Below are 25199 nucleotides of genomic sequence, written 5' to 3' on the forward strand. Positions count from 1 at the left end.
CCGCCCCGGCCAGCATCGCTGCGCGCCGGGACAGGTCAGCGGGCTCAGAATTCGAGGCGCAAGCTCGCATAGACACGCCGACTGCTAGGCCGCTGGGGCACGAACTCGTCGATGTCGCCGGTGAGGGACTGCAGCGCCACGGCGGCTTCGGCGCTCGCACCGCCCCAGTCGAACTCGCGCGCCAGCCGGGCATCGACACGGGTGCTGGACCCCACCGCGCTGGCCGCACCGCGCCACGCCATCGCCGAGCGCTCATGCAGCATCAGCGACAGGCCCCAGCCGTGGTCGAGGCGCTGAAACCAGGCCACCGTGCTCATGCGCGACGGTGGCGTGCGCCCGATGGGCCCGGGCTGTTGCCAGCGAATTTGGTTAAAGGACTGGTTCAGCCGCCACTCGGTGCGCTCGCTGGGCCGCCAGATGAGCTGGTACTCCAGCCCGCGCAGCGTAAAACCGGGTGCGTTGACGTACTGGCGCGCCAAGCTGTCAATCTGCCTAAACTGGATGAAATCGCGCAGACGCTCCTCGTACAGCCGCACGTCGAGGTTGACGCGGCCTTGGGCCAAATTGGCGTGGTAGCCCAATTCCCGGGTGTGCAGCACCTCGTTGCGCAAGGCGAAGTTGGGCCGGTAGGTGCTGGCGGCAAAGCGGCCATCGGGCAAAAAATAGCGCGCATCGGCGCTGCGCTCGAACAAAAGCGGCGGCCGCTCGGCACGCGTCAGCCCGGCGCGCAGCGTGTGGCCAGGCGCGATCTCGTGGTTGAGCATCAGGCGCGGGGCCAGGTAGCTGCCGGTGTCGCTGCGATCGCCCGCAAACAGACCCGCATTGACCAGCCAGCCCGGAGCGGGCGCCCATTCGGCGTGCCCAAACACGCGCCAATCGCGCACCGCTACGCGCTCGGTGGTGGCAAACTGCGCCGGCGAAAAAGTGCTGTCGTCGCGCACCCCACCCCCCAACACCCAGCGCCAACTCGGCGAGACCACCCGCGTGTGCTCCAACTCCAGCGCAAGCCGCCGCTCTTGGTAGCCCAGATTGACCGCTATGGGAATAAAGGGAACCGGGGCGTTGAACAAAGTGCCCGGGGCACGGTACACAAACCGGTCGGCAAAGCGCTCCTCGTCCCACGACAGGGTGGCTTTCCAGGTGGCGTCGGCTTGTGGGGCGTGGTTCCATTGCAGCAGCGCATGGGACTTGCGCAGATTCACATCGCGCTGCGGATCGCCTGCATTGTCCGGGAAGCCGTCGTCCGCATCCCATTCGCTCAAGCCGGCTTGGAGCATCCATTCGCTGGCGGGGCCGGGTTTGATGTCGGCGCGCCAGAGCAGTTGCAGCCGTTGCTGGCTGTCGTGCAGGTCGCGCAGGCCGTGGTCGGCGCTGCGGCTCACGCTCAGGCGCTGCGACCAGCCCGGCTCGCCCCAGCCCAGGCGCACATAGGCATCGGCCACGCCGGCGCCGTCGGCGTTGAGCACCAGCGCCTGCCCCAGCGTGTCGAGCGTGTGGCGCGTGACCACGTTGATCACGCCAAACAAGGCGTGTGCCCCAAAAGCGGCCGAGTTGGTGCCGCGCAGCACCTCGATGCGCTCGACCTCTTCGATCGGCATCGCATTCAGGGCTCGAAACCCCCCACCCACAAAACTGGGGCTGTAGAGCGAGCGCCCATCGACCAAAATCAGGCTGCGCACCCCGTATTCATCCAGCGGCGCGTGGTAGGCCGCCATCAGGTTGGCCCCGTTGTAGCCCGCCACCATATAACCCGGCACCAGGCGCAGCGCCTCGGTGACGGTGCGCGCCCCAGAGCGGCGAAGAGTCTGGCGGTCCAGCACCGTGACGGCACCGGGTGCGTCGGCCAGCGGCTGCGCCAGCCGCGTCACCGACAGCACCTGCTGCGGCAGCTGATCGGAAAAAAAATCGGGCTCGGCTTGCGCAAGCAGCTCCAGCGGTGGCGCCGGCTGCGCCTGCACCGCCCCAACCCAAGCCAGCACGCCCAGCAGCGCCACCTTGGCCAGCGCATACACCGGCGCCTGCATGGGCGCGGCGGCACAGCCGCCGTGGCCGCAAAGCCGATGGCGGGCAGCGGGTGGCTGCGGTGGGGGCTGGGTCTGCTTCATGGTGGGTGCAGGCGCGATAAAGCCTTAAATTTATCATTCTATTCTGTGTAGGCGCTTTGGCGCTACCATAATCCGTGTCCTCACCCCCCTTATTCCTTTTTTGTCCGCTCTCTGCAACGGCCTGACCCTCCTGCACCCCGCAATGAAATTTACCGGCTCCCCCCACTACGTCACCAGCCCCGATTTGTTGCTGGCCGTCAACGCCGCCATCACCTTGCAGCGCCCGCTGCTGATCAAAGGCGAACCCGGCACCGGCAAAACCCTGCTGGCCGAAGAAGTGGCCGCCGCGCTCGGCCTGCCGCTGCTGCAGTGGCACATCAAGAGCAGCACCAAGGCGCAGCAGGGCTTGTACGAGTACGACGCGGTGAGCCGCTTGCGCGACTCGCAGCTCGGTGACGAGCGCGTGCGCGACATTGGCAACTACATCGTGCAAGGGGTGCTGTGGCAGGCCTTCACGGCCGAGCAGCCGCTGGTGCTGCTGATCGACGAAATCGACAAGGCCGACATCGAGTTCCCCAACGACTTGCTGCGCGAGCTCGACCGCATGGAGTTCCACTGCTACGAGACGCGCCAGACCATCCGGGCGCGGCATCGGCCGCTGGTGTTCATCACCTCCAACAACGAAAAAGAGCTGCCCGACGCCTTTTTGCGGCGCTGCTTTTTCCACTACATCCAGTTCCCCGAACCGGCCACGCTGCGCCGCATCGTGGGCGTGCACTTCCCCGACCTCAAAGACGAGCTGCTGGCGGCAGCACTCAAAGCCTTTCTGGAGCTGCGCCAACTGCCGGGCCTGAAGAAAAAGCCCAGCACCTCGGAGCTGCTGGACTGGATCCGGCTGCTGCTGGCCGAAGGCATTGCGCCCCAGGCGCTGCTGGGCCAAGAGCAGCAACTGGTGGTGCCACCGCTGGTGGGGGCGCTGCTCAAAAACGAGCAAGACGCCGGCCTGCTGGAGCGGCTGGTGTTCATGAACCAGCGCCACCGCTGACGCGGCCCGGGTAGCGCGGCCCCAGCCATGTTGATCGATTTTTTCTACGCCTTGCGCGCGGCCAAGTTGCCGGTGTCGGTGCGCGAATACCTGACGCTGCTGCAGGCGCTGCAAGCGGGCGTGGTCGGCCCCGCCAACCCCGAGGCCTGCTCGCTCGACGATTTCTACTACCTGGCGCGCACCACGCTGGTCAAGGATGAAACCCTGTTCGACCCCTTTGACCGCGCCTTCGCGGCCCACTTCAAGGGCGTGCAGGCGCTCACGGGCGAGGGCGCGCGCGACATCCCGGCCGACTGGCTGCGCCAAGAACTTGAACGCCTGTTGAGCGACGAACAAAAAGCCAACGCCCCCCGGCTCGACTGGGACGAGCTGATGCAGACGCTCAAAAAGCGCCTGGAAGAACAGCAAGGCCGCCATGCCGGCGGCAACAAGTGGATCGGCACCGGTGGCACCAGCCCCTTTGGCCACGGCGGCCACAACCCACAGGGCATCCGCATCGGTGGGGCGGGCGGCCAGCGCACCGCGGTCAAGGTCTGGGAGCAGCGCCTCTGGCGCGACTACGACGACAGCGCCCCGCTGGGGCCGCGCCACCTCAAAATGGCGTTGCGCCGCTTGCGCAAGTTTGCGCGCCAAGGCAGCGCACTCGAGCTCGACTTGCCCGACACCATCCGCGCCACCGCCGCCAACGCGGGCTGGCTTGATCTGCGCCAGGTGCCCGAGCGCCACAACCTGGTCAAGGTGCTGCTGCTGCTCGACGTGGGCGGCAGCATGGACGATCACGTGCAGCAGGTCGAGGCCCTGTTTGCGGCCGCCAAGGCCGAGTTCAAGCACCTCGAGATTTACTACTTTCACAACTGCGTTTACGACTTTGTCTGGAAGCACAACCAGCGCCGCCACCGCGAACGCACCGCCACCCTCGACCTGCTGCACACCTACAACCGCGACTACAAGCTGATTTTTGTCGGTGACGCCACCATGAGCCCCTACGAAATCCTGCAGCCTGGGGGCAGCGTCGAATACGCCAACGCCGAGGCCGGGGCCGAGTGGTTGCAGCGCCTGACGCGCCACTACCCGCGCCACGCCTGGATCAACCCGCAGCCGCTGGGCCTGTGGCCCTACCAGCGCAGCATCGAGCTAATCCAGCAGCTCATGGGCCAGCGCATGTACCCGCTCACACTGCGCGGGCTCGAAGAGGCCATGCGGGTGCTCTCGAAATAGCGCCCGCCAACGGGCTTCGGGGATAATCCCCCACGCCTAGCGCCCGCCGTAGTTCAATGGATAGAACGGCCGCCTCCTAAGCGGCAAATACAGGTTCGATTCCTGTCGGTGGGACCACGCGGATCAGGGCTGCGCCAGCTCGTCCATCCAGAGCGCGTCGAGGTCGGGGATCTGCCAGTCTGTGGGGTTTTCGCGCTTTTCGATCTGCACCCGGTTGTCGGGTGCCGACAGGTCAATCCGTTGCGGCTGCACCCTCTCCTGGCTGCGGATCGAGTACACGGTTTTGACGATCGGCTTGAGCAAGGATGCGCCCGACTGCTCCACCACCACCGCCAGCTTGCCGTTGCTAAGCCGCACCAGCGAACCCGTGGGGTAAATGCCGAGGCTGCGCACAAAGGCCTGGAAAATTGCGGGATCGAGGTGGCCGTTGGTCCACTGCGCCATTTTGGCCAGCGATTCGGCTGGGTCCCAGCCCTCTTTGTAGGGCCGGTTGGAAGTGATGGCGTCGTACACGTCGCACACCGCCCCCATGCGCGCCATGCGGCTGATGGCCTCGCCCGCGAGCTGCTTGGGGTAGCCCTTGCCATCGATGCGTTCGTGGTGGTGCAGGCAGACGTCGAGCGCAATCGGGTCATCGACTCCGGCGGCCAACAAACGCCGGTGCCCATGTTCCGGGTGCAGGCGCACCTGGGCAAACTCGTCTTCGGTCAGGCGGCCGGGTTTGTTGAGCATCTCCAAGGGCACGTCGGCCTTGCCCAGGTCGTGCATCAGGCCCGCAAAACCCGCTGCGCGCGTTTCGGCCTCGCTCAAGCCCAATTGGCGCGCCAAGGCCACCATCAGCGCGCACACCGCCACCGAGTGCATGTAGGTGTAGTCGTCGGCGGTTTTCAGGCGCGCCAGGCTGATGAGGGCGCCGCCGTTGCGCAGCACCGAATCGGTGATCTCCTCGGCCACCTGGCGCGCCACCTCCTGGTCGATGGCGCGGCCCATGCGCACCTCGGCAAACATGTGGCGCACCGCCCCGGTGGCGGCTTTGCAAATCGCGGCGGCACGCTGATACTCTTGCCGCATCGTGGTCGCCTCGGTGTCGGGCGCTGGGGCCGGCGGAGGCGCTGCCGGGGCCTGTGGCTGCTCGGCGGCCTCGGCGGTGGTGGGCGGCGCCAGCACATCGAGGCCCTGGCTGATGTCGATCAGCACCTCGGTGATCGCGCACTCGTGCACCAGGCGCAGGTCGTGCGCGTCGGTGATGACGAACTTGCTGCGCCAAAACGGGTGGTCCATCCAAGAGCCGCAAAACGACTCGATGTACATGCCCAGCCGCACCTCGGCGGTCGGGATTTTTTTCAGCTTCGGAGTTGGCATGGGGGCGGTGACAGGCGCGGGCGACGAACGGTGTTGCACCCAAGTATAGGGTGGGTGCAGGCCTAGCGCCTAGGCCCGCCCTTAAGTGCGGCGCAAGGTGCGGCTGAGCAAAATCACCGGCACCAGCCCCACCAACACCAGCGCCAGCGAGGGCAGCGCGGCCTCGCCCAAGCGCTCGTCGCGCGCCAACTGGAACGCCACCACCGCCAGCGTGTCGCTGCCAAAGGGGCGCAGCACGAAGGTGGCGGGCAGCTCCTTCATCACATCCACAAACACCAGCAGCGCGGCGGCGGCGATGGAGCGCAGCAGCAGCGGCCGGTGCACCCGCCACAGCAGCGCCGGGCCGGTGCTGCCCAACATGCGCGCCGAATCGTCCAGGCTGTTGGGGATGCGCGCGTAGCCGCTTTGCACCGATTGCAGCGCCACCGCCGTGAAGCGCACCAAATAGGCCCAGACGATGCCCAGCACCGTGGCCGTGACCCAAAACCCCACCCCGCTGCCCGGGGCCGCCGTTTGCAACCAGCCCACCGGCAGCAAAATGCCGATCACGATCACCACCCCCGGCACCGCGTAGCCCAAACTGACCACCCGTGTGACGGCGCCCCCAATGCGGCTGGGCTGGGCGCGCTGCATAAAGCTCAGGCCCAGCGCAATCGCGCTGGCCAGCAGCGCCGCCAGCCCCGAGAGCCACAGGCTGTTGTAGCCCCACTCCAGGAAGCCGCTCCAAGGCAAGACCTCCCAGCCGCCGATGAGCGGGCGCAGCATGAACAACACCGGCAGCACAAAGCCAAACAAAATCGGCAAGCCGCACACCGCCCACACCAGCCAGCGCCCAGCCCCGTGCAGGCGCACCGGCTGCGCCTCGGCCTGGCCACCCCGGCCCCCGCGCGGCGCGGCAAAGCGCATGCGCCGCTGCGCCCGCTGCTCCACCCACAGCAGCAGCGCCACCGTGAGCAGCAGCATGGTGGCCAGTTGGGCCGCGGCGTAGCGGTCGTCCATCACCTTCCAAGCGCTCACAATGCCGGTGCTAAAAGTCTGAATGCCAAAGTAAAACGTGACGCCGATGTCGGCCAGCGTTTCCATCAGCGCCAGCGCAATGCCCGCCGCAATGGCCGGGCGCGCCAGCGGCAGCGCCACCTCCCAGATGCGCCGCCGCATCGGGGCCCCGAGCAGGCGCGCCGCCTCCATCAGCTGGGTGGCGCGCTCGCTCAGGGCGGTGCGCGCCAGCAGATAGACGTAGGGGTAGAGCGTGAAGATGAACACCCAGGCCGCGCCCCAGACGTTGCGGATTTCCGGGAACAAACGCCCCTGCAGCCCAAAGGTGTCGCGCAAGAACACCTGCAGCGGGCCGGAGAACTGCAAAAAATCGGTGTAGGCAAAGGCCACCACATAGGCCGGTGCGGCCAGCGGCAGCAGCAGCGCCCACTCAAAAAAACGCCGCCCTGGGAAGTCGTACAGCGTCACGGCGCAGGCCGTGGCCATGCCAAGCAGCCCCGCCCCCAGCGCCACCAGCAGGCACAGCAGCAAGCTGGTGCCAATGTAGCGCGGCAGCACGGTATCGGCCATGTGGCGCAGCAGCTCGATCGAGGCGGCGTCGAGCTGCCACCAAGCCAGCACCAGCGCCAGCACCGGCAGCGCCAACAACAGACCGACCATCAGCACCAGCAGTTGCAGCAGGACGGCCGACAGGCGCGGCCAATGGGGAAGATGGGGTGCAGACATGGGTATTTGAATGAGAACGACAATTATCTACAATAAGCACCTATGTTCCTGCACTTGACCCAACTTTCGGTTCAGTACCCCCACACCGCTCAGCCCGCGGTGCGCGAGGTGTCGTTTGGGCTCGAAGCGGGGCAGATCGGCGTGCTGATCGGCCCCTCGGGCTGCGGCAAAACCACCTTGCTGCGCGCCGTGGCCGGGCTGGAGCGCGCCAGCGGCGGGCAGATCGCACTGGGCGGCGAGGTGGTGAGCCGCGCGGCGCAGCACGTGCCGGCTGAAGCGCGACGCATCGGCATGGTGTTCCAAGATTACGCCCTGTTTCCGCACTTGGATGTGCGCGCCAACGTGGCTTTTGGCCTGCGCCACCTACCCAAGCCGCAGCGGCTGCAGCGGGTGCAGGAGGTGCTGAATCTGGTTGGCCTGGAGGGGCTGCAGGGGCGCTACCCGCACGAGCTTTCGGGTGGGCAGCAGCAGCGCGTGGCGCTGGCGCGCGCGCTCGCTCCCAGCCCGCGTTTGCTGTTGCTCGACGAGCCCTTTTCCAACCTCGACGTCGATTTGCGCGAGCGCCTGGCGCACGAGGTGCGCGCCATCCTCAAGGCCGCAGGGGCCACGGCGCTGCTGGTGACGCACGACCAACTGGAAGCCTTTGCCATTGGCGACCTGATCGGCGTCATGCACCAGGGCCAGTTGCACCAGTGGGACAGCGCCTACACGCTCTACCACCGCCCGGCCACGCGCTTCGTGGCCGAGTTCATTGGCCATGGGGTGTTTGCGCCGGCGCAAATTGCGGGCCTGGGCGCCGAAGTCCGGGTCTTGACCCCGATGGGGGCGCTGCAAGACGTGGCCGAATGCCCGCTGCCCAGCGCCTACCCCGGCGGCCTGTGCGATGTGCTGCTGCGCGCCGACGACATCGTCCACGACGACGACGCGCCGGTGAAAGCGCGCATCGTGCGCAAATCGTTTCGTGGCTCCGAATTCCTCTACACCCTGCAACTCGCCAGCGGCGAAACCGTGCTCACGCACGTGCCCTCGCACCACGACCACGACTTGGGTGAGTGGATCGGCATCCGGGCGGCGGTCGATCACGTCGTCACCTTCGAGCGCGGTGCTGCCGCCGGGGCCCCGCCGGCGCAGGCGGTGGCCTGCAACGGCAATTAGGGCGCCTGTTCAGTGCAACGGTGCGCGCCACCCCCCCAGTCAACTGGAGCGGCTGGCTTCGCGCACCAACGGTACCCAGATGCGGCGGTCTTCGGCGTAAAAGGCATCGACTTGCGCCGGGCTCATGGGGCCGGAGAATTCCGAACCCCAACCGACCAAGCGCTCGCGTATCGCCGCCACTTCAAGCACGGCTTGAATTTCGCGGTTCAGGCGCTCCAACACTGGCTGCGGCGTCCCCACCGGCGCGGCGATCGAATTCCAAGTAAAGCCCTCGAAGCCCGGCAAGCCCTGCTCGGCGGCGGTGGGCACATCGGGCAGCACCTGAAGGCGCCGCCTACCTGTCACGGCCAGCGCACGCAAGGCGCGCGATTGCACGTGCGGGATGGCGGTGACGGCCACATCGAACTGGTGCGAAATGCGCCCGGCCATGAGGTCGCGCAGCCCTTCGGCCCCGGCACGGTAGGGCACGTGCTGCACCTCAAGGCCAGCGGCGCGCGCCCACATCAGCCCGGTGATGTGGGTGGTGGTGCCACGCGGACCAGAACCGTACTGGTAGCGCCCCGGCGCCGCACGCAGGCGCGCCACGTACTCGCGCATGGAGGTGGCCGGGTCGTTGGGGTTGACCAGCAACACCAGCGGCACCTTGTTGATCATGGCCACACCGCGCAGGCTACCCACAAGATCGAAAGGCATGGGGTCGAACAGCGCCAAGTTGAACACCAATTGCGAAGCCGTGCCCACCAGCAGCGTGTGGCCGTCGGGCTCGGCACGCGCCACCGCCTCGGTGCCTTGCATACCCGAGGAGGCGGCCAGGTTCTCGACCACGATGCGCTGACCGAGGCGCTGTTCCAGCTCGGGCGCCATCAGGCGCGTGACCACATCGGCGTTGCCGCCAGCGGCAGAGGCCACGATCAGACGCAGCGGCCGCGAGGGAAAGCCCTGGGCTCGCAGATAGGTCGGGGCGGCCAGCACAGCGCTTGCAGCGGTGGCGGCTTTTAAGAGGGTACGGCGGGTGCTCATGCAAAACTCCAAGTCATGAAAAGGGTGCAGCCACTGGCCACGGCATTCAAGCTGACCCCAAAAAATGCCCACTGCCATGGCGACTTGACGGAACTGGGATTACAGCATAAAATCTTGCTAATGCAAATCGTTCTCGTTAATAATAATCAACCAAATTGCACCCAAGCGCCTTCCTGCGTGGCCGATCCTGCCAACGCTGGCCGCTTCGGCCCCGCCCTGCTGACCTTGTCGGGCGTGCTGGCGTTTGCCCTGCTGGCACCAGTGGCGGGGGTGGCGCTCTCGACCTGGCTGCTGGCCCTGCTGGCCTTGTATGCAGCCGGCAATCGCTGGCTGCCAGCGGCCCTGATCGCCTGCGGCCTGACGCTGCTGCTGCTGGCCTTGTTCGTACTGGGCTTGCAAGTGCCATTTCAATTGCCGCCGCCAGTCTTGACACCGTGGCTGGCTGGACTGGCCAACTGGCCGTGGCCAACCCTGACCTGAGCACTGGGCCGCGCGGCTGAATTTGAATGAATCTGGAATTGCTTCTGGCGCTGGTCGGCCCGGCGTTGTTGGGCGCAAGCTTGGGCACACTGGTTGGCGTGTTGCCCGGCATCGGCCCAGCCGCCACCATGGCGCTGCTGCTACCCGTCTCGTTCGTGATGGAACCGCACGCCGCCATCGTGCTGTTGTGCGGGGTTTATTTCGGGGCCCAGTATGGGTCTTCCACCACCGCCATTTTGCTCAAGCTGCCGGGCGAAGCCTCGGGCGTGGTTACGGCCGAAGAGGGGCACCGGCTGGCGCTCAAGGGCCAGGCCGGGGTGGCGCTTGCGGTGGCGGCGCTGGCCTCTCTGTTGGCAGGCCTGCTCAGCGCCGCCTTGGTGGCTGGGCTCACGCCTTGGCTGGCGCGGCTGGCGCTGGGCCTGGGGCCGGCCGACGTGGCGGCGCTGGTGCTGCTGGCCGCAGTGGCGCTGGTGTGCATTGGGCAGCGGCAGCACCGCAAAGCACTGGCCATGCTGCTGCTGGGCCTGCTGCTCGGACTGGTCGGCACCGACTTTGGCGGCGGCGCACCGCGCTTCACGTTTGGGCTGGCCGAGTTGCGCGACGGCATCGGGCTGGTGCCGCTGATCGTCGGCCTGTTTGGCCTCGGCGAAGTGCTGGCCAGCCACGCGGGCTTGCGCGCCAGCAGCCACATCGCCCCCATCGGGCGCCTGTGGCCAAGGCGCAGCGAACTGCAAGCCAGCTTGGCACCGGCGCTGCGCGGCACCGCAGTCGGGTTTTTGGTGGGCATGCTACCGGGCGGCAAAACCCTGCTGGCTTCGATGATGAGCCTGGCGCTGGAGCGGCGCATGGCGCGCGACCGGGCCCAGTACGGGCACGGTGCGCTCTCGGGTGTGGCCGGCCCAGAGGCCGCCAACAACGCCTCGGCCCAAGCCGGGCTGGTGCCGCTGATTGGGCTCGGTCTGCCCGGCAACCCGGCCATGGCGGTGCTGCTGGGGGCTTTCATGCTGCACGGCATCGCCCCCGGGGCCGTGATGTTTGAGCGCTCGCCCGAGCTGTTCGAGGCCATCATCTGGGGCATGGTGCTGGCCAATCTGGCGCTGATCGTGCTCAACCTGCCGCTGATCGGCGTCTGGGTGCGTCTGCTGGCGCTGCCACTGGGCCTGCTCACGCCCCTGATCGTGGTCATCAGCGTGCTGGGGGTGTACGCACAAAGCCGCTTGGCCTTTGATGTGTTGTTGCTGGCAGTGTTCGGGCTGCTGGGCTACCTGCTGCGCAAGGCCGAATACCCGCTGGCCCCAATCGTCTTTGGCGCCGTGCTGGGCCCCATTTTCGAGGACAACCTGCGCCGCGCCTTCATGCACGCGCGCGGCGACGGCATGGAGCTGCTGGCGCAACCGCTGGTGCTGCCGGTGTTGGCGGTGGCCTTGCTGCTGTTGTTGCGGCCGTTGTGGCTGTTGTGGGTGCGCGGGCCAAACAGGGGCTGAGTACGCTATGCATCCAAACATAGGGCGAGGCAGCGCCAAACGGTGGCACCGATATTGCTTGCCAACCCAGCAAGCCCCCCGTTCGCACCCGCGCCACCCTCACAGCCCATACCCCTATGCCATGGAACGCCACGCTCGACTTGCGCTACCAGCGCCGCCACGACACCACCACTGTGACGCACAAACATCTGGGGCCGCTGCGCATATTTCACAGCCACTACCCGCAAGGGCCGGGCCTGTGCCACAACGTCTTGATCCACCCCCCGGGGGGACTCGTGGGTGGCGACCGACTCGATATCCGCATCCATGCCGAAGCCACTTGCCACGCCCTGCTGACCACCCCCGGCGCCACGCGCTTTTACCGTTCACTGGGGCCGCTTGCAGAGCAATCGATCGACATTCAACTCGAAGAAGGGGCTAGGCTGGAATGGCTGCCCATGGAAACCCTTGCCTACCCTGGCTGCAACGCCAGCAACTCCTTGCGCGCCCAACTGGCACCAGATGCCCAACTGCTGGCATGGGAAGTCACTGCGCTGGGGCTACCGGTCGCGGGCAAGCCCTTTAATTCTGGCTGCCTGCAGCAACGCATCGAAATCAAGGACTGTTGGCTTGATCAGGGCCGGATCGACGCCCTCGACCAGCGCCTGCTTGACTCGCCCTTGGGTCTGGCGGGTCAGCGCTGTCTGGGCACCTTGGTGCTGGCCAGCGGCAGCCCTTGGCCTGCGCAGACGCGTGAAGTCCTGTTGCAAACCGTGCGGGAAACGCTCGCCCAAAGCCCTACCGCAACGCGCTCTGGCACCACCTTCCCCAACGAAAGGGTGCTCGTGGTGCGGGCGCTGGGGCCCCTGGTGGAGCCGGTGATGCAAACCTTGAAAGCCGCATGGCGCAGCGTGCGCACCTGCGCGTGGGGCGCACAACTGGCAGAGCCCCGCATCTGGCAAACCTGAGTCGCCATTGCGTGGCCATACGCAACGGAATGCCTTAAATCGCGACCAATTTGCTGATATTGGCCGCCTCCATATCCTCACCGCTGCCCTCGGCCACCACTTCACCGCGCTGCATCACCACGAACCGATCAGCCAGCGCCGCTGCAAAATCGTAATACTGCTCGACCAACATGATCGCCATCGGCTGCCCATCGAGCCCGTGCTTGGCCAAATGCTGCAGCACGCGGCCGATGTCTTTGATGATGTTGGGCTGAATGCCTTCGGTGGGTTCATCAAGCACCAGCAAGCCAGGAGCGGCCGCCAAGGCGCGGGCTATGGCCAATTGCTGCTGCTGCCCGCCCGAAAGATCGCCCCCCCGGCGCCCACTCATTTGAGCCAGCACCGGAAACAGCTCGAACAATGCCGGCGGAATGGGCGCCTTGGCGCTTTTGATCGCCAATCCCATGAGCAGGTTTTCTTGCACCGTCAGGCGGGAGAATATTTCGCGCCCCTGCGGCACGTAACCTATGCCCGCGCGAGCGCGCTGGTAGGGCGTGGCCTGCAGCAGCGATTGGCCGTCGAATTCGATACGGCCGCTGCGGATCGGGACCAAGCCCATCAGGCATTTGAGTAAGGTGGTTTTGCCGACTCCGTTGCGCCCCAACACCACGGTAATCTCACCCCGGCGCGCCTGCAGGCTGACTCCGCGCAAAATATGCGCACCGCTGTAATACTGGTGCAATTGATCAATGATCAACATGGCTGGCGTGCCTCATCGGCCCAAATACACTTCAATCACGCGCTCATCAGCCTGCACTTCATCAAGCGTGCCCTCGGCCAACAACGCGCCCTCACAAAGCACCGTCACCTTGGAACAGATGGAGCGCACAAAACCCATGTCGTGCTCCACCACAATCAAGGAGTGATGTTGCTTCAGCTGCGACAACAACTCGGCAGTGCGCTCGGTTTCGGCATCGGTCATGCCAGCCACCGGTTCATCGAGCAACAGCAACTTGGGCTCTTGCATCAAGAGCATGCCGATTTCCAGCCACTGCTTCTGCCCATGGCTTAAAGCGCCCGCTGCGGCGTGGCATTGCTGGTTCAACTCGATCGTGTGCAGCACCTGACCCAAGCGATCTTGCTGTTCGGCCTTCAATTTAAAGCGCATGCTGGACCAGACACCCTTGTGGCAGGCCAAGGCCAGCTCGAGGTTTTCAAACACCGTCAAATTCTCAAACACCGTGGGCTTCTGGAATTTGCGACCTATGCCCAGGGCTGCGATTTCGGGCTCGCTGTGACGCAACAAATTAATGGTAGAGCCAAAATAGATCGTACCCGAATCGGGCCGGGTTTTGCCAGTTATCACGTCCATTAGGGTGGTCTTGCCCGCCCCATTGGGGCCAATGATGCAGCGCAGCTCGCCGGGCGCAATATCCAGACTGAGCTTATTGAGAGCCCGAAACCCGTCAAAGCTCACCGTCACGTCTTCGAGGTACAAAATGCGCCCGTGGCTGACGTCCACCACACCCGCTTGCAAGGGGTGGGCATAGCCCGCCGCGCGTCCACCCGAGCCGCCCGGCGCAGACTGCGCGCGCGCCTGGGCTGCCTGCAGGCGCCGGGCGCCGTGGTCGAGCAAATCGGGGGTCATGCGCGCACCCTCCTGAGTTTGCCCCAAGCCTGCTGCGCCACGCCCGCCAGCCCGTTGGGCATAAACAGCGTGACCACGATAAACAAAGCGCCCAAGAAAAAGAGCCAAAATTCTGGGAAGCTCACGGTCAGCACGCTTTTGGCTCCGTTGACCACAAAAGCCCCCACGATCGGGCCTATCAAACTGGCGCGGCCACCGACGGCAGCCCATATTGCCATCTCGATGCTGTTGGCAGGGCTCATTTCGCTGGGGTTGATAATCCCCACCTGCGGCACATAGAGCGCCCCCGCGACACCGCACATGGCGGCAGAAATGACCCAAATGCTCAGCTTGTAGGGCAAGGGGTTGTAGCCACAAAACATGACGCGGCTTTCGGCGTCGCGGATGGCGTGCAGAACGCGCCCAAATTTTGACAGCAGCAACCAGCGCGCCAGCAACACAAAACCCAGCAGCGTGACACCCGAAGTGGCAAACAAAATCACGCGCATTTCTGCTGTGGCCAGCGGAAAGCCCAAAATTCGGCGAAAGTCGGTAAACCCGTTGTTGCCACCAAAACCCGTTTCATTGCGAAAGAACAGCAGCATGGCTGCCAAGGTCAGCGCTTGGGTGATGATCGAGAAATACACGCCCGTGATGCGAGAGCGAAAAGCCAAGTAACCAAACAAAAATGCCAGACCGCCGGGCACCAACACCACCAGCAACAGCGTGGCGATGAAACTGTGAGACAAGGCCCAATACCAAGGCAACTCGGTCCAGCCCAAAAATACCATGAAGTCGGGCAGGGCACTTCCGTACACGCCATCGGCACCGATCTGGCGCATCAGGTACATGCCCATCACGTACCCGCCTAGGGCAAAAAATAGACCGTGTCCGAGCGAGAGTATCCCCGCCTGGCCCCAGATCATGCCGATGGCCAGCGCACAAATGGCGTAGGTGAGGATTTTTCCCAGTAGGCCCACCATGAAATCGCTCAGGTGCAGGGCATGGTCGGGCGGCACCCACAGATTGAGCAAAGGCACGACCACGCACACCAGCAAACCGGCGCTCACCATAGCCGCCCACCCGGCCCGGCCGAATAGGGGCTTGCTGGGCGCAGTCAATGGGCTGTGTGCAGAAGTGGGCAGCATGTCGGTTCTGGCGCTTGCCCTAGGCAGAGCGGCCTTTGAGCGCAAAGAGTCCTTGGGGGCGCTTTTGGATGATCAGGATGATCAGCACCAGCACGGCGATTTTGGCCAGCACCGCACCAGCCCAACCTTCGATAAATTTATTGACTATGCCCAAGCCCAGCGCGGCATACACGGCCCCAGCCAACTGCCCTACCCCGCCCAGAACCACCACCATAAAAGAGTCGATGATGTATTGCTGCCCCAAATCCGGCGCCACGTTGCCTATTTGGCTGACTGCCACGCCCGCCAGCCCGGCAATGCCTGAACCAAAAGCAAATGCCATGGTATCCACCCGTGCCGTATTAACGCCCATGCAGGCCGCCATGGGCCGGTTTTGCGTCACACCGCGAACAAACAGACCCATACGGGTGCGCCCTATGAACAGCGCCACACCGATCACCACCGCAGCGGCAAATGCAATAATGAAAATTCGGTTCCATGGCAGCGTCAGGCCGCTCATCACTTCAATGCCGCCGCTCATCCATTGCGGGCTCACCACGGCCACGTTTTGCGCACCAAAGCTGCTGCGCACCAATTGAATCAATATCAAACTCAGGCCCCAAGTCGCCAGCAAGGTCTCGAGCGGGCGCCCATAGAGCCAGCGAATCACGCCGCGCTCCATCAGCGCCCCCACCAGCGCGGCCGCCAAGAAGGCAATCGGCAGGGCGGCGAGCAAATACCACTCGAACCAACCCGGCAGAAACTGCTGAAACAAGGCGTGCACCACAAAGGTGGCGTAAGCGCCGATCATGATCAGCTCGCCGTGCGCCATGTTAATGACGCCCAACAGCCCGTAGGTAATGGCCAAACCAAGCGCGACCAACAGCAATATTGAGCCCAGGCTGATGCCCGTAAACACCTGCCGCACCACCTCGGCCAGTGCGAGCGAACGGTCTATAGCGGCCACCGCCGTGCGCAAGGCCTGTTGCACCGCCGGGTCGCGCTCTCGCTCCAGTTGTTCGGCTAGGCGGTTGCGCACCAAGGGCTGCCCCAGTTCGGCCAGCACCTGAGCCGCCGCCAAGCGCTGATCCGCGTCGCTGCTGCCCAGCCTAGCCACGGCTTGCGCCTGCTCCAACACCAGCTGAGCTGGTGCCGCCAAGCGCTGCCCGTATGGGGGCAACAAGGCGCGCTCAATCTGTGCCGCCAGCACCGGATCGGGGCGCGTCAACTGGCTTTCGCGCAGCCGCTGCGCTGCCGCCTGCTGGCGCCCGGGATCGGGGTCAAACAAATCCAACACAGCCAGCGACTGCTCCAAGGCGTTGCGCAGCCGGTTGTTGATCATCACCGCCACAGCGCCCGCACCGTCAACTGCCGCACCGGTTACGGCGTCGGTCCAGCGCCCCTTGTCTTCGATCAACACCTGCTGCCCCTGCACCTGCACCGATTCGCGTGCCATCGCCCGTATCAGCTCGTGAGCGCGCTGACTGTCTGATAAAGCCAGCCGATTCAGCGCCTCGATGCGTGTTGCGGTCTCGCCCTCTGCCAAGGCCCAAGCGTCTTCGGGGCTGAGCGCATGCGCCGCAGCCGACCAGAACGTCCAGAGAAACAGCAGGCACCAGCCCAGGCGCCTTCTGCTTGCAAACGGTGTGGTCGTGACTGACATTGCGGATTTCGCTTGGGTTTAGCGGGTGCGCTGCGGGGTTTCGGGGCGGCGGTCATTGCCCTCAATAAACGGGCTCCAAGGCTGTGCCCGAACCGTGGTGCGGGTGCGCCAGACCACGTTGAATTGCCCGTCGGCACGCACCTCACCAATGAAGACGGGCTTGTGCAGGTGGTGGTTGCGGTCGTCCATGCGCACCTGAAAACCGCTGGGAGCTTGAAAGGTCTGCCCGCGCATGGCCACTCGCACCCGATCGACTTCGATCGAGCGGGCCTGCTCCACCGCCTGTCGCCACATATTGATGCCTATGTAGGTGGCCTCCATCGGGTCGTTGGTGAGCGGGCGCTCACGGTGACCCGCAATGTTGCGGGCGCGCGCAAAGGCCGTCCATTTGCGGATGAACTCGGTATTGGCGGGGTTTTGCAGGCTCATGAAGTAGTTCCAAGCCGCCAAATGCCCCACCAGGGGCCGGGTATCGACACCGCGCAACTCCTCCTCACCGACGCTAAAGGCCACCACCGGCACGTCGGTGGCGCGCAAGCCCTGATTGCCCAACTCGCGGTAGAAGGGCACATTGGAGTCGCCGTTGATGGTGGAAATGACCGCAGTTTTGACGCCCTGACCCGCAAATTGCCGAATGCGGGCAATAATGGTCTGGTAGTCGCTGTGCCCAAAGGGCGTGTATTCCTCCATGATGTCGGCGCTGCCCACACCCTTGGAGCGCAGAAAGGCGCGCAGGATGCGGTTGGTGGTGCGCGGATACACGTAGTCGGTGCCCAGCAGCACAAAGCGACGCGCCGCCCCGCCGTCGGGGCTCATGAGGTACTCCACGGCAGGTATGGCCTGCTGGTTGGGGGCGGCACCGGTGTAAAACACGTTGGGGCTCATTTCTTCGCCCTCGTATTGGACCGGGTAATACAGCAGCCCGTTGAGCTCTTCAAAAACCGGCAACACGGACTTGCGGCTCACCGAGGTCCAGCAGCCAAACACAGCCGCCACCCGGTCTTGCGTGAGCAATTGGCGCGCGCGCTCGGCAAACAGGGGCCAATTGGAGGCGGGATCGACCACCACGGCCTCCAGCCTGCGGCCCAGCACCCCGCCGCGACCGTTGATTTCTTCAACCGCCATCAGCACGGTGTCTTTGAGCACCGTCTCGGAAATGGCCATGGTCCCAGACAAGCTGTGCAAAACGCCGATTCGAATCGGCGCATTGGTGTTGGCAAGGGCTGCGCTGGCGCCCAAAGCGCCCACGCTGCTGGCGGCCGCTGCGGCAGAAATTGCTTTTAAGGTGGTGCGTCGCTGCATCATTCAAAACTCCGGTTTGCAAGCCAAACATTCCCGGTTCACCTGCGGGGCTAGACTGGGCAGATGGGCCGTGATCGAGACTTCATGGTAGGCAAGCCGGGGCCCGCTGTCTGTACGCCGGATGGCGTACGCAATCGGTCTTGGGCAAGAACCGACCCCCGCTTCTAGTGCAGCAATGAAGCCGCGTGCCCGCGCCCGCCGCGACCCAGTGCCATAGCCGCCGCCGCCGTTCGGGTTTCCACGCCCAGCTTGGCGTACAGCCTCTCGGTGTGCTTTTTCACCGTAGCTGGGCTAGAACCCAAAATGTCGCCTATGTCGCGGTTGGTCTTGCCTTGCGTGACCCAGTACAGCACCTCGGCCTCGCGCGCGGTCAGACCAAAACACTGGCCCAGACTTTGCTGGGTAACGGCCATCGATTGCTCCGCCATCACCACCAACCAGCCATCGTGCCGCTCAGGCTCTGCCGGCTCGCCCTCCTCGCACATGCTGCCATGCAAGCGCAAGCTCAAACGGCAGTCACCTCGGTCCACATGCATGCGCGCCAACTCACCCAGCCGCCCGGCTGGGGTGACACCGCCCTGTAGGTTTTTTTTCATCCAGCGCAGCACCGGCTCTGGCACCACGGGTGGCCGCGTGCCAAAGTAGCGCCACAGCAGCTCTTGGGCCAAGGGAGTGTGCCAAAGCAAATTGGCATCATGCAGCCGGATGTTCAGGCTGGCGTAGCCAAACGCATCAAGCGCCGACAAGGCCTGGCGGTTCACATGCTCCTGGGCCCGTGCGGCCCGCGCGGCCCGACAGTGCACCTGCAAGCGCGCCAGCAAGTCGGTCATGCGGGCGGGCATCAGCAAATGGTCGGATGCGCCGGCCTCGTAAGCGCTGGCCACGCTGGCCTGGCTGCCGTCGTTGAGCAACAGCAGCACCGGCAGGTGTCTGGTGGCGCTGGAATGCCGGAGCCGGCGCACCCAGTCGAGCCCGCTGGCAGCAGGCCATTCGGCCGCCAACACGATCGAATCTGGCTGCATCTGCGCCGCCCGTTGCGGCACCAAGCCGCCATCGTGAACCAGATCCACCTGATAGCCTGATTCTTCGAGCCCCTCCTGCATCGCCTCCAAGGGTTCGCAGGCAGGTGTGGCGAGCAACACCACAGGGGGCGTGGGTTGACGAATGTGTGGTTTTGACATAGCGGCTCCGGTAGCTTGCGCCCGCATACGATGCAAAAGCCGGGCCAAGAACCACCGCAATCGTCCAAGCGCCACGGTTTCGACTCAATCGCCTTGGGCTTGGCATGCAGATTGCTTGGAAATGCACATGGAACTCTCACCGCGTGAAAAAGACAAGCTGCTGATTTTTACCGCTGCCCTGCTGGCTGAACGCCGCCGTGCGCGCGGGCTGGCGCTCAACTACCCGGAGGCGGTGGCGCTGATCTCGGCCGCCGTCCTAGAGGGTGCACGCGACGGCAAAACGGTGGCCGCATTGATGAGCGAAGGCCGCACCGTTTTGGGGCGCTCCGACGTGATGGAGGGCGTGCCCGAGATGATTCCCGAGATTCAAATCGAAGCCACCTTCCCCGACGGCACCAAATTGGTGACCGTGCACCAACCCATTACTTGATTGCAGGAGCGATGACGATGAAAACCTTGCGCACCCCAATACTGTTGGCTGCCTGCCTGTCCCTGACCCCAGCGTGGGCCCATGAAGGCCATGGGCTGCTTGGGCCGCACTGGCATGCCTCCGACTTGTCTGGGCTGCTGGCTGTGGCGGCCATCGTGGTGGTGGGGGCAGCCCTCTGGTGTTTGCGCAAATGAAAGGGTCGAAATGATCCCCGGCCAGTATTTCCTTGAGCCCGGCGAACTCGAACTCAACCCCGGTCGGCGCACCCTTGCGCTGGTGGTGGGCAACAGCGCCGATCGCCCGATCCAAGTCGGCTCGCACTACCACTTTGCCGAAGTCAACCGGGCGCTGGTGTTTGACCGGGCGGCTGCACGCGGCATGCGCCTAAACATTGCCAGCGGCACCGCCGTGCGCTTCGAGCCCGGTCAGCAACGCACGGTCGAACTGGTGGATCTGGGCGGCGACCGGGTGGTGTACGGCTTTTTGGGCCAGGTTCAAGGCCCACTCTAAAAACTTCCCCACCCACCGCAGGAGTCCTTCGCAACATGGCAACCCTTTCTCGCACCGCCTACGCCGACATGCTGGGACCCACCGTGGGCGACCGCGTGCGGCTGGCTGACACGGATTTGATCATCGAAGTCGAAGCCGACTGCACCCTGCGCGCCGGCGGCTATGGCGAGGAGGTCAAATTCGGGGGCGGAAAAACCATCCGCGACGGCATGGGTCAGAGCCAGCGCAGCCGGGCCGAAGGGGCGGTCGATCTGGTCATCACCAACGCGCTGATCATCGACCACTGGGGCATCGTAAAAGCCGACATCGGCATTCGGGGCAGCCGCATCGTGGGCATCGGCAAGGCGGGCAATCCCGATGTCCAGTCCGGCGTCGACATTCTCATCGGGCCCGGCACCGAGGTGCTGGCGGCCGAGGGCCTAATCGTCACTGCCGGGGGCTACGACAGCCACATCCATTTCATTTGTCCGCAGCAGATCGAGCACGCCCTGATGTCGGGCATCACCACCATGACCGGCGGCGGCACCGGCCCGAACACCGGCACCAACGCCACCACCTGCACACCCGGCCCTTGGCACATGGAGCGCATGTTGCAGGCCGCCGATGCGTTTCCCATGAACCTTGGATTTTTGGGCAAGGGCAACGCCAGCCAGCCACGCGGCATACTCGAACAAATCGAGGCGGGCGCCATCGGAACCAAGCTGCACGAAGACTGGGGCAGCACCATGGCCGCCATCGACACCGCGCTCGATGTGGCCGAAGCCACCGACACGCAGGTGGCAATTCACACCGACACGCTCAACGAATCGGGCTTTGTCGAAGACTCGATTGCTGCCTTCAAGGGCCGCACCATCCACTCCTTTCATTGCGAGGGTGCCGGCGGCGGGCACGCGCCCGACATCATGAAGGTGGTGGGCGAGGCCAATGTGCTGCCGTCCTCGACCAACCCAACCCGACCCTACACCGTCAACACGCTCGACGAACACGTTGACATGCTGATGGTCTGCCACCACCTCGACCAATCGATACCCGAGGATTTGGCGTTTGCCGAGAGCCGCATCCGCAAGGAAACCATTGCCGCCGAAGACATCTTGCACGACCTCGGGGCCATCAGCATCATGAGCAGCGACAGCCAAGCCATGGGACGGGTGGGCGAGGTCATTACGCGCACGTGGCAAACGGCGCACAAAATGAAGCTGCAACGCGGCTGGCTCGCACCCCCTTCGTCAGAGCGCGGCGAGGTCCAGGCCAGCAGCCGCAACGACAACTTCCGCGTCAAACGCTACCTTGCCAAATACACCATCAACCCGGCCATCACCCACGGCGTCAGCCACGAAATCGGATCGCTGGAGGTGGGCAAGTGGGCCGATCTGGTGCTCTGGAAACCGGCTTTTTTTGGTGTCAAGCCGGCCGTGATCCTCAAGGGTGGCTTGATCGCCGCCGCCGCCATGGGCGACCCGAACGCCTCAATCCCCACACCGCAGCCGGTGCATTTCCAACCCATGTTTGCCGCCTTTGGTCGCGCCATGCACCAGACCTCGCTGAGCTTTGTCTCGCAAGCCGCCTTGGCCGCCGATGTGGGTCGGCGTTATGGCTTGCAAAAGCCGCTGGTGGCCGTTAAGGGCTGCCGAACGGCCACCAAGCACTCAATGGTGCACAACGACTACCTGCCGGTGATGGAGATCGACCCCCAAACCTACGCCGTGCGCGCCGATGGCCTGCTGCTGAGCTGCGAGCCGCTGCAGGTGCTGCCCATGGCGCAGCGTTATTTTTTGTTCTGAGCGCCTTATGCTGCAAGCCATGCGATGCATTCCCGCAGCCCAAGGGCTCGCGGCCCCCGTCTTGAGGCGCGCCGCCTGCCTCACGCTGGATTGGGACCTGCGCCAAAAAAGCCGTTTCGAATGCACCGACTCGCAAGGTCGCCCGGTGGCGGTGTTCCTGCCACGCGGACAGGTGCTGCGCGGTGGCGACGCGCTGCTCACCCAAGACGGCACCCTGTTGCGCGTATTGGCCGCACCGCAGGCGGTGTTGCGCATCAGCGCCTGCCCCCGGCAGGGCCAGCCCTTGGATTTGGTGCGGGCCGCCTACCATTTGGGCAACCGGCATGTGCCCACCGAGTTGCAAGCGCAGTGGCTGCAAATTGAGCCCGACCATGTATTGGCCGAGATGTTGACGCACATGGGCTTGCACCTTGAGGCATTGCAGGCACCCTTTGAACCCGAGGCCGGCGCCTACGGGCAGCAAGGCCGCAGCGGGGCACACGCCCACGCCCACGCCCATTCCCATGCGCACGGCTGCGCGCACGACCACGGCTGAGGCGCAACCATGCCACCCTCCTCCCCAACCGTCCCCATGCACGACGACGACAGCTTGCTCGCGCTGCTTTGGATGGCCTCTCCGACTTTGCCGATTGGCGGCTTCTCTTATTCCGAAGGGCTGGAAGCCGCGGTCGATGCCGGTCTGGTGCACGACGAGACCAGCGCCGCCGACTGGCTGTGTGATCAACTCTGGCTGACGCAGGCCCGCTGCGACTTGGCGGTGCTCGGGCAAGCCTTGACGGCCTGGCGCGCCAGCGACTGGGAGCGCCTGCAAGCACTCGATCAATGGGTGCGCCTGACCCGCGAAAGCGCCGAGCTGCGGCTGCAAAGCGAGCAGATGGGGCGCTCCTTGATGGAATGGGTCAAGACCTTGCGCTTGCCCGAATGCCCCCCTGCAGGGCTGCCCCAATCGCTTGCATCCCCCACCTACCCGGTGGCTTTTGCCTACGGTTTGTGGCTGCGCCTGCCCTCCACCGCCCCAGTGCGTGCGGGTGTGCTGTGTGCGGCGTTTGCTTGGGCTGAAAACATGGTGCAAGCCGCCATCAAGGCCATACCCTTGGGCCAAGGCGCCGGCCAACGCGTGCTGGCCCAAGTGTGCCTATCGATTCCCCAGGCCGTCACCGAGGCGCTGCAAACCCATGACGCGCAACGCCAAGCCTTTAGCCCGATGTGGGCCATTCTGTCGGCCCGCCACGAAACCCAATACTCCCGTCTGTTCAGATCATGAATCCTGCCGCTTTGCACCACATACCGGGCCGCACCAAAACCCTGCCCCCGCTGCGCGTCGGAATCGGGGGGCCGGTCGGTTGCGGCAAAACCACCTTGCTCGAAATGCTGTGCAAGGCCATGCGCGGACAGCACGAGTTGGTCGCCATCACCAACGACATCTACACCAAGGAAGACCAGCGCCTGCTCACCCTGAGCGGCGCCTTGCCCGCCGAGCGCATCATGGGCGTAGAAACCGGCGGCTGCCCGCACACCGCGATTCGCGAAGACGCTTCGATCAACCTCGAAGCCATTGACCGCATGCTGGCGCAGTTTCCAAATGCAGACATCGTTTTCATTGAAAGCGGGGGCGACAACTTGGCCGCCACCTTCAGCCCCGAGCTGAGCGATCTCACCTTGTACGTGATCGACGTGGCGGCGGGCGAAAAAATTCCCCGCAAAGGCGGGCCGGGCATCACCAAAAGCGATCTGCTGATCATCAACAAAATCGATCTGGCCCCCCACGTGGGCGCCAGCCTCGAGGTGATGCAAACCGACACCGCGCGCATGCGCCCAGACGCCGTGCGCCGCCCGTGGCTGATGACCAACCTCAAAACCTTGCAAGGTGTGGCGGACGTGGTCGCTTTCATCGAACAACGCGGTCTGCTGCGGTAGATGCGCCGCCAGCGCCTAGGGCGCGCCGCCAATCTGTGCTATACCTGAGCCATTCGTGCGCCTGCCGCACCCGTTCAGGAGCAACACCCCATGCCCAACACCCGAAGCGCCAACGCCGTGCGGCTGGAGTTTACGGCCGACTGTTTGGTCAAATCCAACCTTTCGGGGGCGGCCTTTACGGGCGACTGGCTCTGGGTGGCGGGAGACGAAGCCTGCGGCGTGGAGCGCCTGCGCCGGCTGGAGCCGGTGGGGCGCGAAACGCTGCGCTTTGGCGAGCCGCACGATTTTCCGCTGGCCGATTTGCTGGACCTGCCCGGCGCGCCCGATGAAGAGGCCGACCTCGAAGGCATGGCCGTGGCCGAGGGCTTTTTGTGGGTGGTGGGCTCGCATGGCCTCAAGCGCAAAAACGCCAAACCCGAGCGCGGCCACGCCGACAACGCCAAGCGGCTGGCCAAGCTCTCGCTCGACGGCAACCGGCGCCTGCTGGCCTGCCTGCCGATCGAGCCCGATGCCGATGGGGTGCCCGGCTTGGTGCGGCTGGCCGCCGATGGTCGCCGCGCCTTGCGCTTGAAGGGCGATGCCCAAAACAACCTGCTCACCCGTGCGCTGGCCACCGACCCGCACTTTGGCCCCTACCTGGCCATACCCGGCAAGGACAACGGCTTTGACATCGAAGGGCTGGCGGTGTTTGGGCGCCGCCTGCTGCTGGGCCTGCGCGGGCCGGTGCTGCGTGGCTGGTCGTCGCTGCTCGAAATCGAGGTCGAGGCGCGCGGCGATGAGCTGCGCCTGCTGCCGCTCGATGCCAGCGGCACGCTGCTGCGCAAGCACTTCCTGCAGCTCGACGGCTTGGGCGTGCGCGACCTGCATTTTTATGGCGACGACCTCTACCTGCTGGCGGGCCCGACGATGGTGCTCAACGGCGAAATCCGCGTTTTCAAATGGCCTGCGGCCAAGGCGGTGCTGGTGGCCAACCAAGAGCCGGTGCGCTTCGAGTCTGCGTTGAGCGAGTCGGTGGCGCTGCCGCACGGCCAAGGCAGCAACCGCGCCGAAGCCCTGTGCGACCTGCCGCCCGCCCTGGCCGGGCGCAAGCCAAGCTGGCTGGTGCTCTACGACGCGCCGGGGGCCGATCGCCGGGAGGGCGAGCACACCGTTTTTGGCGATCTGCTGCGCCACGATTGAGCGCGCACGCCCACACCCTGCGCCC

At 65.0% G+C, this 25199-nt stretch carries 24 protein-coding genes and 1 tRNA gene; 15 read left to right on the forward strand and 10 right to left on the reverse strand.

Annotation, left to right across the window (positions count from 1 at the left end; genetic code table 11):
* Window positions 1–44: 44 nt before the first annotated feature.
* Window positions 45–2105: a TonB-dependent receptor plug domain-containing protein gene (locus SRAH_RS12000; RefSeq protein ID WP_149028928.1), complete on the reverse strand. Its 2061-nt coding sequence runs from the start codon at window positions 2103–2105 to the stop codon at window positions 45–47.
* Window positions 2106–2247: 142 nt separating this feature from the next.
* Between SRAH_RS12000 and SRAH_RS04695 the strand changes: the two genes are divergently transcribed.
* The 3 genes from SRAH_RS04695 to SRAH_RS04705 all read left to right on the forward strand — a co-directional run bounded on the left by SRAH_RS04695 (window position 2248) and on the right by SRAH_RS04705 (window position 4425).
* Window positions 2248–3090, forward strand: coding sequence for an AAA family ATPase (locus SRAH_RS04695; protein WP_029462196.1), 843 nt, complete (start codon window positions 2248–2250; stop codon window positions 3088–3090).
* Between the two features lie 27 nt (window positions 3091–3117).
* Window positions 3118–4308, forward strand: a complete 1191-nt coding sequence (locus tag SRAH_RS04700) for a vWA domain-containing protein (protein WP_029462197.1) — start codon at window positions 3118–3120, stop codon at window positions 4306–4308.
* A 42-nt stretch (window positions 4309–4350) separates the two neighbouring features.
* Window positions 4351–4425 (forward strand) — tRNA-Arg (locus SRAH_RS04705).
* 6 nt (window positions 4426–4431) lie between these two features.
* Here SRAH_RS04705 and SRAH_RS04710 read toward each other — a convergent pair.
* Together SRAH_RS04710 and SRAH_RS04715 are read right to left on the reverse strand one after the other, a co-directional pair.
* Window positions 4432–5670, reverse strand: coding sequence for a cyclic di-GMP phosphodiesterase (locus SRAH_RS04710; RefSeq protein ID WP_029462198.1), 1239 nt, complete (start codon window positions 5668–5670; stop codon window positions 4432–4434).
* A gap of 81 nt (window positions 5671–5751) precedes the next feature.
* The gene (locus SRAH_RS04715; protein WP_045476156.1) at window positions 5752–7392 is read right to left on the reverse strand and encodes an ABC transporter permease; all 1641 of its coding nucleotides are present in this window, start codon (window positions 7390–7392) and stop codon (window positions 5752–5754) included.
* A gap of 42 nt (window positions 7393–7434) precedes the next feature.
* On the opposite strand from SRAH_RS04715, the gene SRAH_RS04720 reads away from it, so the two are divergent.
* Window positions 7435–8547 (forward strand): ABC transporter ATP-binding protein, encoded by a 1113-nt coding sequence (locus SRAH_RS04720; RefSeq protein WP_029462200.1) that lies wholly within the window; start codon window positions 7435–7437, stop codon window positions 8545–8547.
* Window positions 8548–8586: 39 nt separating this feature from the next.
* Here SRAH_RS04720 and SRAH_RS04725 read toward each other — a convergent pair whose 3' ends face one another.
* Window positions 8587–9567, reverse strand: coding sequence for a Bug family tripartite tricarboxylate transporter substrate binding protein (locus tag SRAH_RS04725; protein WP_045476229.1), 981 nt, complete (start codon window positions 9565–9567; stop codon window positions 8587–8589).
* A 177-nt stretch (window positions 9568–9744) separates the two neighbouring features.
* Here SRAH_RS04725 and SRAH_RS04730 point away from each other — a divergent pair, with 177 nt between their 5' ends.
* From SRAH_RS04730 to SRAH_RS04740, 3 genes are all read left to right on the forward strand, one after another.
* Complete coding sequence (locus SRAH_RS04730) at window positions 9745–10047, forward strand: tripartite tricarboxylate transporter TctB family protein (RefSeq protein WP_029462202.1); 303 nt, start codon at window positions 9745–9747, stop codon at window positions 10045–10047.
* Window positions 10048–10073: 26 nt separating this feature from the next.
* Window positions 10074–11531 (forward strand): tripartite tricarboxylate transporter permease, encoded by a 1458-nt coding sequence (locus SRAH_RS04735; protein WP_029462203.1) that lies wholly within the window; start codon window positions 10074–10076, stop codon window positions 11529–11531.
* 116 nt (window positions 11532–11647) lie between these two features.
* Complete coding sequence (locus tag SRAH_RS04740; RefSeq protein WP_029462204.1) at window positions 11648–12478, forward strand: urease accessory protein UreD; 831 nt, start codon at window positions 11648–11650, stop codon at window positions 12476–12478.
* A gap of 34 nt (window positions 12479–12512) precedes the next feature.
* Here the strand turns inward: SRAH_RS04740 and urtE are convergent, their stop codons facing one another.
* The 6 genes from urtE to SRAH_RS04770 all read right to left on the reverse strand — a co-directional run bounded on the left by urtE (window position 12513) and on the right by SRAH_RS04770 (window position 19357).
* On the reverse strand, window positions 12513–13217 hold the full coding sequence (urtE, locus tag SRAH_RS04745) for an urea ABC transporter ATP-binding subunit UrtE (RefSeq protein ID WP_029462205.1): 705 nt from the start codon (window positions 13215–13217) through the stop codon (window positions 12513–12515).
* Window positions 13218–13229: 12 nt separating this feature from the next.
* Window positions 13230–14105 carry an urea ABC transporter ATP-binding protein UrtD gene (urtD, locus tag SRAH_RS04750; protein ID WP_029462206.1) on the reverse strand — a complete coding sequence of 292 codons (876 nt, stop codon included), beginning with the start codon at window positions 14103–14105 and terminating at the stop codon, window positions 13230–13232.
* Window positions 14102–15232: an urea ABC transporter permease subunit UrtC gene (gene urtC, locus SRAH_RS04755; RefSeq protein WP_029462207.1), complete on the reverse strand. Its 1131-nt coding sequence runs from the start codon at window positions 15230–15232 to the stop codon at window positions 14102–14104. Before urtC ends, urtD begins: the two co-directional genes overlap by 4 nt.
* Before the next feature lie 19 nt (window positions 15233–15251).
* The gene (urtB, locus tag SRAH_RS04760) at window positions 15252–16874 is read right to left on the reverse strand and encodes an urea ABC transporter permease subunit UrtB (RefSeq protein WP_076606983.1); all 1623 of its coding nucleotides are present in this window, start codon (window positions 16872–16874) and stop codon (window positions 15252–15254) included.
* 18 nt (window positions 16875–16892) lie between these two features.
* Complete coding sequence (gene urtA / locus SRAH_RS04765) at window positions 16893–18176, reverse strand: urea ABC transporter substrate-binding protein (RefSeq protein WP_029462209.1); 1284 nt, start codon at window positions 18174–18176, stop codon at window positions 16893–16895.
* A 164-nt stretch (window positions 18177–18340) separates the two neighbouring features.
* A complete protein-coding gene (locus SRAH_RS04770) occupies window positions 18341–19357 on the reverse strand; it encodes a LuxR C-terminal-related transcriptional regulator (RefSeq protein ID WP_045476158.1) in 1017 nt (338 codons plus the stop codon).
* A gap of 127 nt (window positions 19358–19484) precedes the next feature.
* On the opposite strand from SRAH_RS04770, the gene SRAH_RS04775 reads away from it, so the two are divergent.
* From SRAH_RS04775 to SRAH_RS04810, 8 genes are all read left to right on the forward strand, one after another.
* Window positions 19485–19787, forward strand: a complete 303-nt coding sequence (locus SRAH_RS04775) for an urease subunit gamma (RefSeq protein ID WP_029462211.1) — start codon at window positions 19485–19487, stop codon at window positions 19785–19787.
* 17 nt (window positions 19788–19804) lie between these two features.
* Entirely contained in the window at window positions 19805–19981 is a 177-nt protein-coding gene (locus SRAH_RS12785) for a hypothetical protein (protein WP_171816029.1), read from the forward strand.
* A gap of 10 nt (window positions 19982–19991) precedes the next feature.
* Entirely contained in the window at window positions 19992–20297 is a 306-nt protein-coding gene (locus SRAH_RS04785) for an urease subunit beta (protein ID WP_029462212.1), read from the forward strand.
* 35 nt (window positions 20298–20332) lie between these two features.
* Window positions 20333–22078, forward strand: a complete 1746-nt coding sequence (gene ureC / locus SRAH_RS04790; protein ID WP_029462213.1) for an urease subunit alpha — start codon at window positions 20333–20335, stop codon at window positions 22076–22078.
* A gap of 19 nt (window positions 22079–22097) precedes the next feature.
* Window positions 22098–22613 carry an urease accessory protein UreE gene (ureE, locus tag SRAH_RS04795; protein ID WP_369403336.1) on the forward strand — a complete coding sequence of 172 codons (516 nt, stop codon included), beginning with the start codon at window positions 22098–22100 and terminating at the stop codon, window positions 22611–22613.
* 9 nt (window positions 22614–22622) lie between these two features.
* Window positions 22623–23342 carry an urease accessory protein UreF gene (locus SRAH_RS04800; protein WP_045476167.1) on the forward strand — a complete coding sequence of 240 codons (720 nt, stop codon included), beginning with the start codon at window positions 22623–22625 and terminating at the stop codon, window positions 23340–23342.
* Window positions 23339–23995 (forward strand): urease accessory protein UreG, encoded by a 657-nt coding sequence (ureG, locus tag SRAH_RS04805; protein ID WP_029462216.1) that lies wholly within the window; start codon window positions 23339–23341, stop codon window positions 23993–23995. The genes SRAH_RS04800 and ureG overlap by 4 nt, the downstream gene beginning before the upstream one ends.
* A 90-nt stretch (window positions 23996–24085) precedes the next feature.
* Window positions 24086–25174 (forward strand): DUF3616 domain-containing protein, encoded by a 1089-nt coding sequence (locus tag SRAH_RS04810; RefSeq protein WP_029462217.1) that lies wholly within the window; start codon window positions 24086–24088, stop codon window positions 25172–25174.
* The last annotated feature ends 25 nt before the right edge of the window (window positions 25175–25199 follow it).

Origin of the sequence: Serpentinimonas barnesii, from assembly GCF_000696225.1 — a bacterium.
Classification (GTDB): domain Bacteria; phylum Pseudomonadota; class Gammaproteobacteria; order Burkholderiales; family Burkholderiaceae_C; genus Serpentinimonas; species Serpentinimonas barnesii.

Bases quoted from the DNA above. Each gene is read 5' to 3' on its own strand.
- urtE (WP_029462205.1), bottom strand. From the start codon at position 13,217: ATGTTGATCATTGATCAATTGCACCAGTATTACAGCGGTGCGCATATT.
- SRAH_RS12785 (WP_171816029.1), top strand. From the start codon at position 19,805: ATGAAAACCTTGCGCACCCCAATACTGTTGGCTGCCTGCCTGTCCCTG.
- SRAH_RS04715 (WP_045476156.1), bottom strand. From the start codon at position 7,392: ATGTCTGCACCCCATCTTCCCCATTGGCCGCGCCTGTCGGCCGTCCTG.
- ureE (WP_369403336.1), top strand. From the start codon at position 22,098: ATGCGATGCATTCCCGCAGCCCAAGGGCTCGCGGCCCCCGTCTTGAGG.
- SRAH_RS04700 (WP_029462197.1), top strand. From the start codon at position 3,118: ATGTTGATCGATTTTTTCTACGCCTTGCGCGCGGCCAAGTTGCCGGTG.
- urtA (WP_029462209.1), bottom strand. From the start codon at position 18,176: ATGCAGCGACGCACCACCTTAAAAGCAATTTCTGCCGCAGCGGCCGCC.
- SRAH_RS04775 (WP_029462211.1), top strand. From the start codon at position 19,485: ATGGAACTCTCACCGCGTGAAAAAGACAAGCTGCTGATTTTTACCGCT.
- SRAH_RS04725 (WP_045476229.1), bottom strand. From the start codon at position 9,567: ATGAGCACCCGCCGTACCCTCTTAAAAGCCGCCACCGCTGCAAGCGCT.
- SRAH_RS04695 (WP_029462196.1), top strand. From the start codon at position 2,248: ATGAAATTTACCGGCTCCCCCCACTACGTCACCAGCCCCGATTTGTTG.
- SRAH_RS12000 (WP_149028928.1), bottom strand. From the start codon at position 2,105: ATGAAGCAGACCCAGCCCCCACCGCAGCCACCCGCTGCCCGCCATCGG.
- SRAH_RS04710 (WP_029462198.1), bottom strand. From the start codon at position 5,670: ATGCCAACTCCGAAGCTGAAAAAAATCCCGACCGCCGAGGTGCGGCTG.
- SRAH_RS04810 (WP_029462217.1), top strand. From the start codon at position 24,086: ATGCCCAACACCCGAAGCGCCAACGCCGTGCGGCTGGAGTTTACGGCC.
- ureC (WP_029462213.1), top strand. From the start codon at position 20,333: ATGGCAACCCTTTCTCGCACCGCCTACGCCGACATGCTGGGACCCACC.
- ureG (WP_029462216.1), top strand. From the start codon at position 23,339: ATGAATCCTGCCGCTTTGCACCACATACCGGGCCGCACCAAAACCCTG.
- SRAH_RS04800 (WP_045476167.1), top strand. From the start codon at position 22,623: ATGCCACCCTCCTCCCCAACCGTCCCCATGCACGACGACGACAGCTTG.
- urtB (WP_076606983.1), bottom strand. From the start codon at position 16,874: ATGTCAGTCACGACCACACCGTTTGCAAGCAGAAGGCGCCTGGGCTGG.
- urtC (WP_029462207.1), bottom strand. From the start codon at position 15,232: ATGCTGCCCACTTCTGCACACAGCCCATTGACTGCGCCCAGCAAGCCC.
- SRAH_RS04740 (WP_029462204.1), top strand. From the start codon at position 11,648: ATGCCATGGAACGCCACGCTCGACTTGCGCTACCAGCGCCGCCACGAC.
- SRAH_RS04720 (WP_029462200.1), top strand. From the start codon at position 7,435: ATGTTCCTGCACTTGACCCAACTTTCGGTTCAGTACCCCCACACCGCT.
- SRAH_RS04770 (WP_045476158.1), bottom strand. From the start codon at position 19,357: ATGTCAAAACCACACATTCGTCAACCCACGCCCCCTGTGGTGTTGCTC.
- SRAH_RS04735 (WP_029462203.1), top strand. From the start codon at position 10,074: ATGAATCTGGAATTGCTTCTGGCGCTGGTCGGCCCGGCGTTGTTGGGC.
- SRAH_RS04785 (WP_029462212.1), top strand. From the start codon at position 19,992: ATGATCCCCGGCCAGTATTTCCTTGAGCCCGGCGAACTCGAACTCAAC.
- urtD (WP_029462206.1), bottom strand. From the start codon at position 14,105: ATGACCCCCGATTTGCTCGACCACGGCGCCCGGCGCCTGCAGGCAGCC.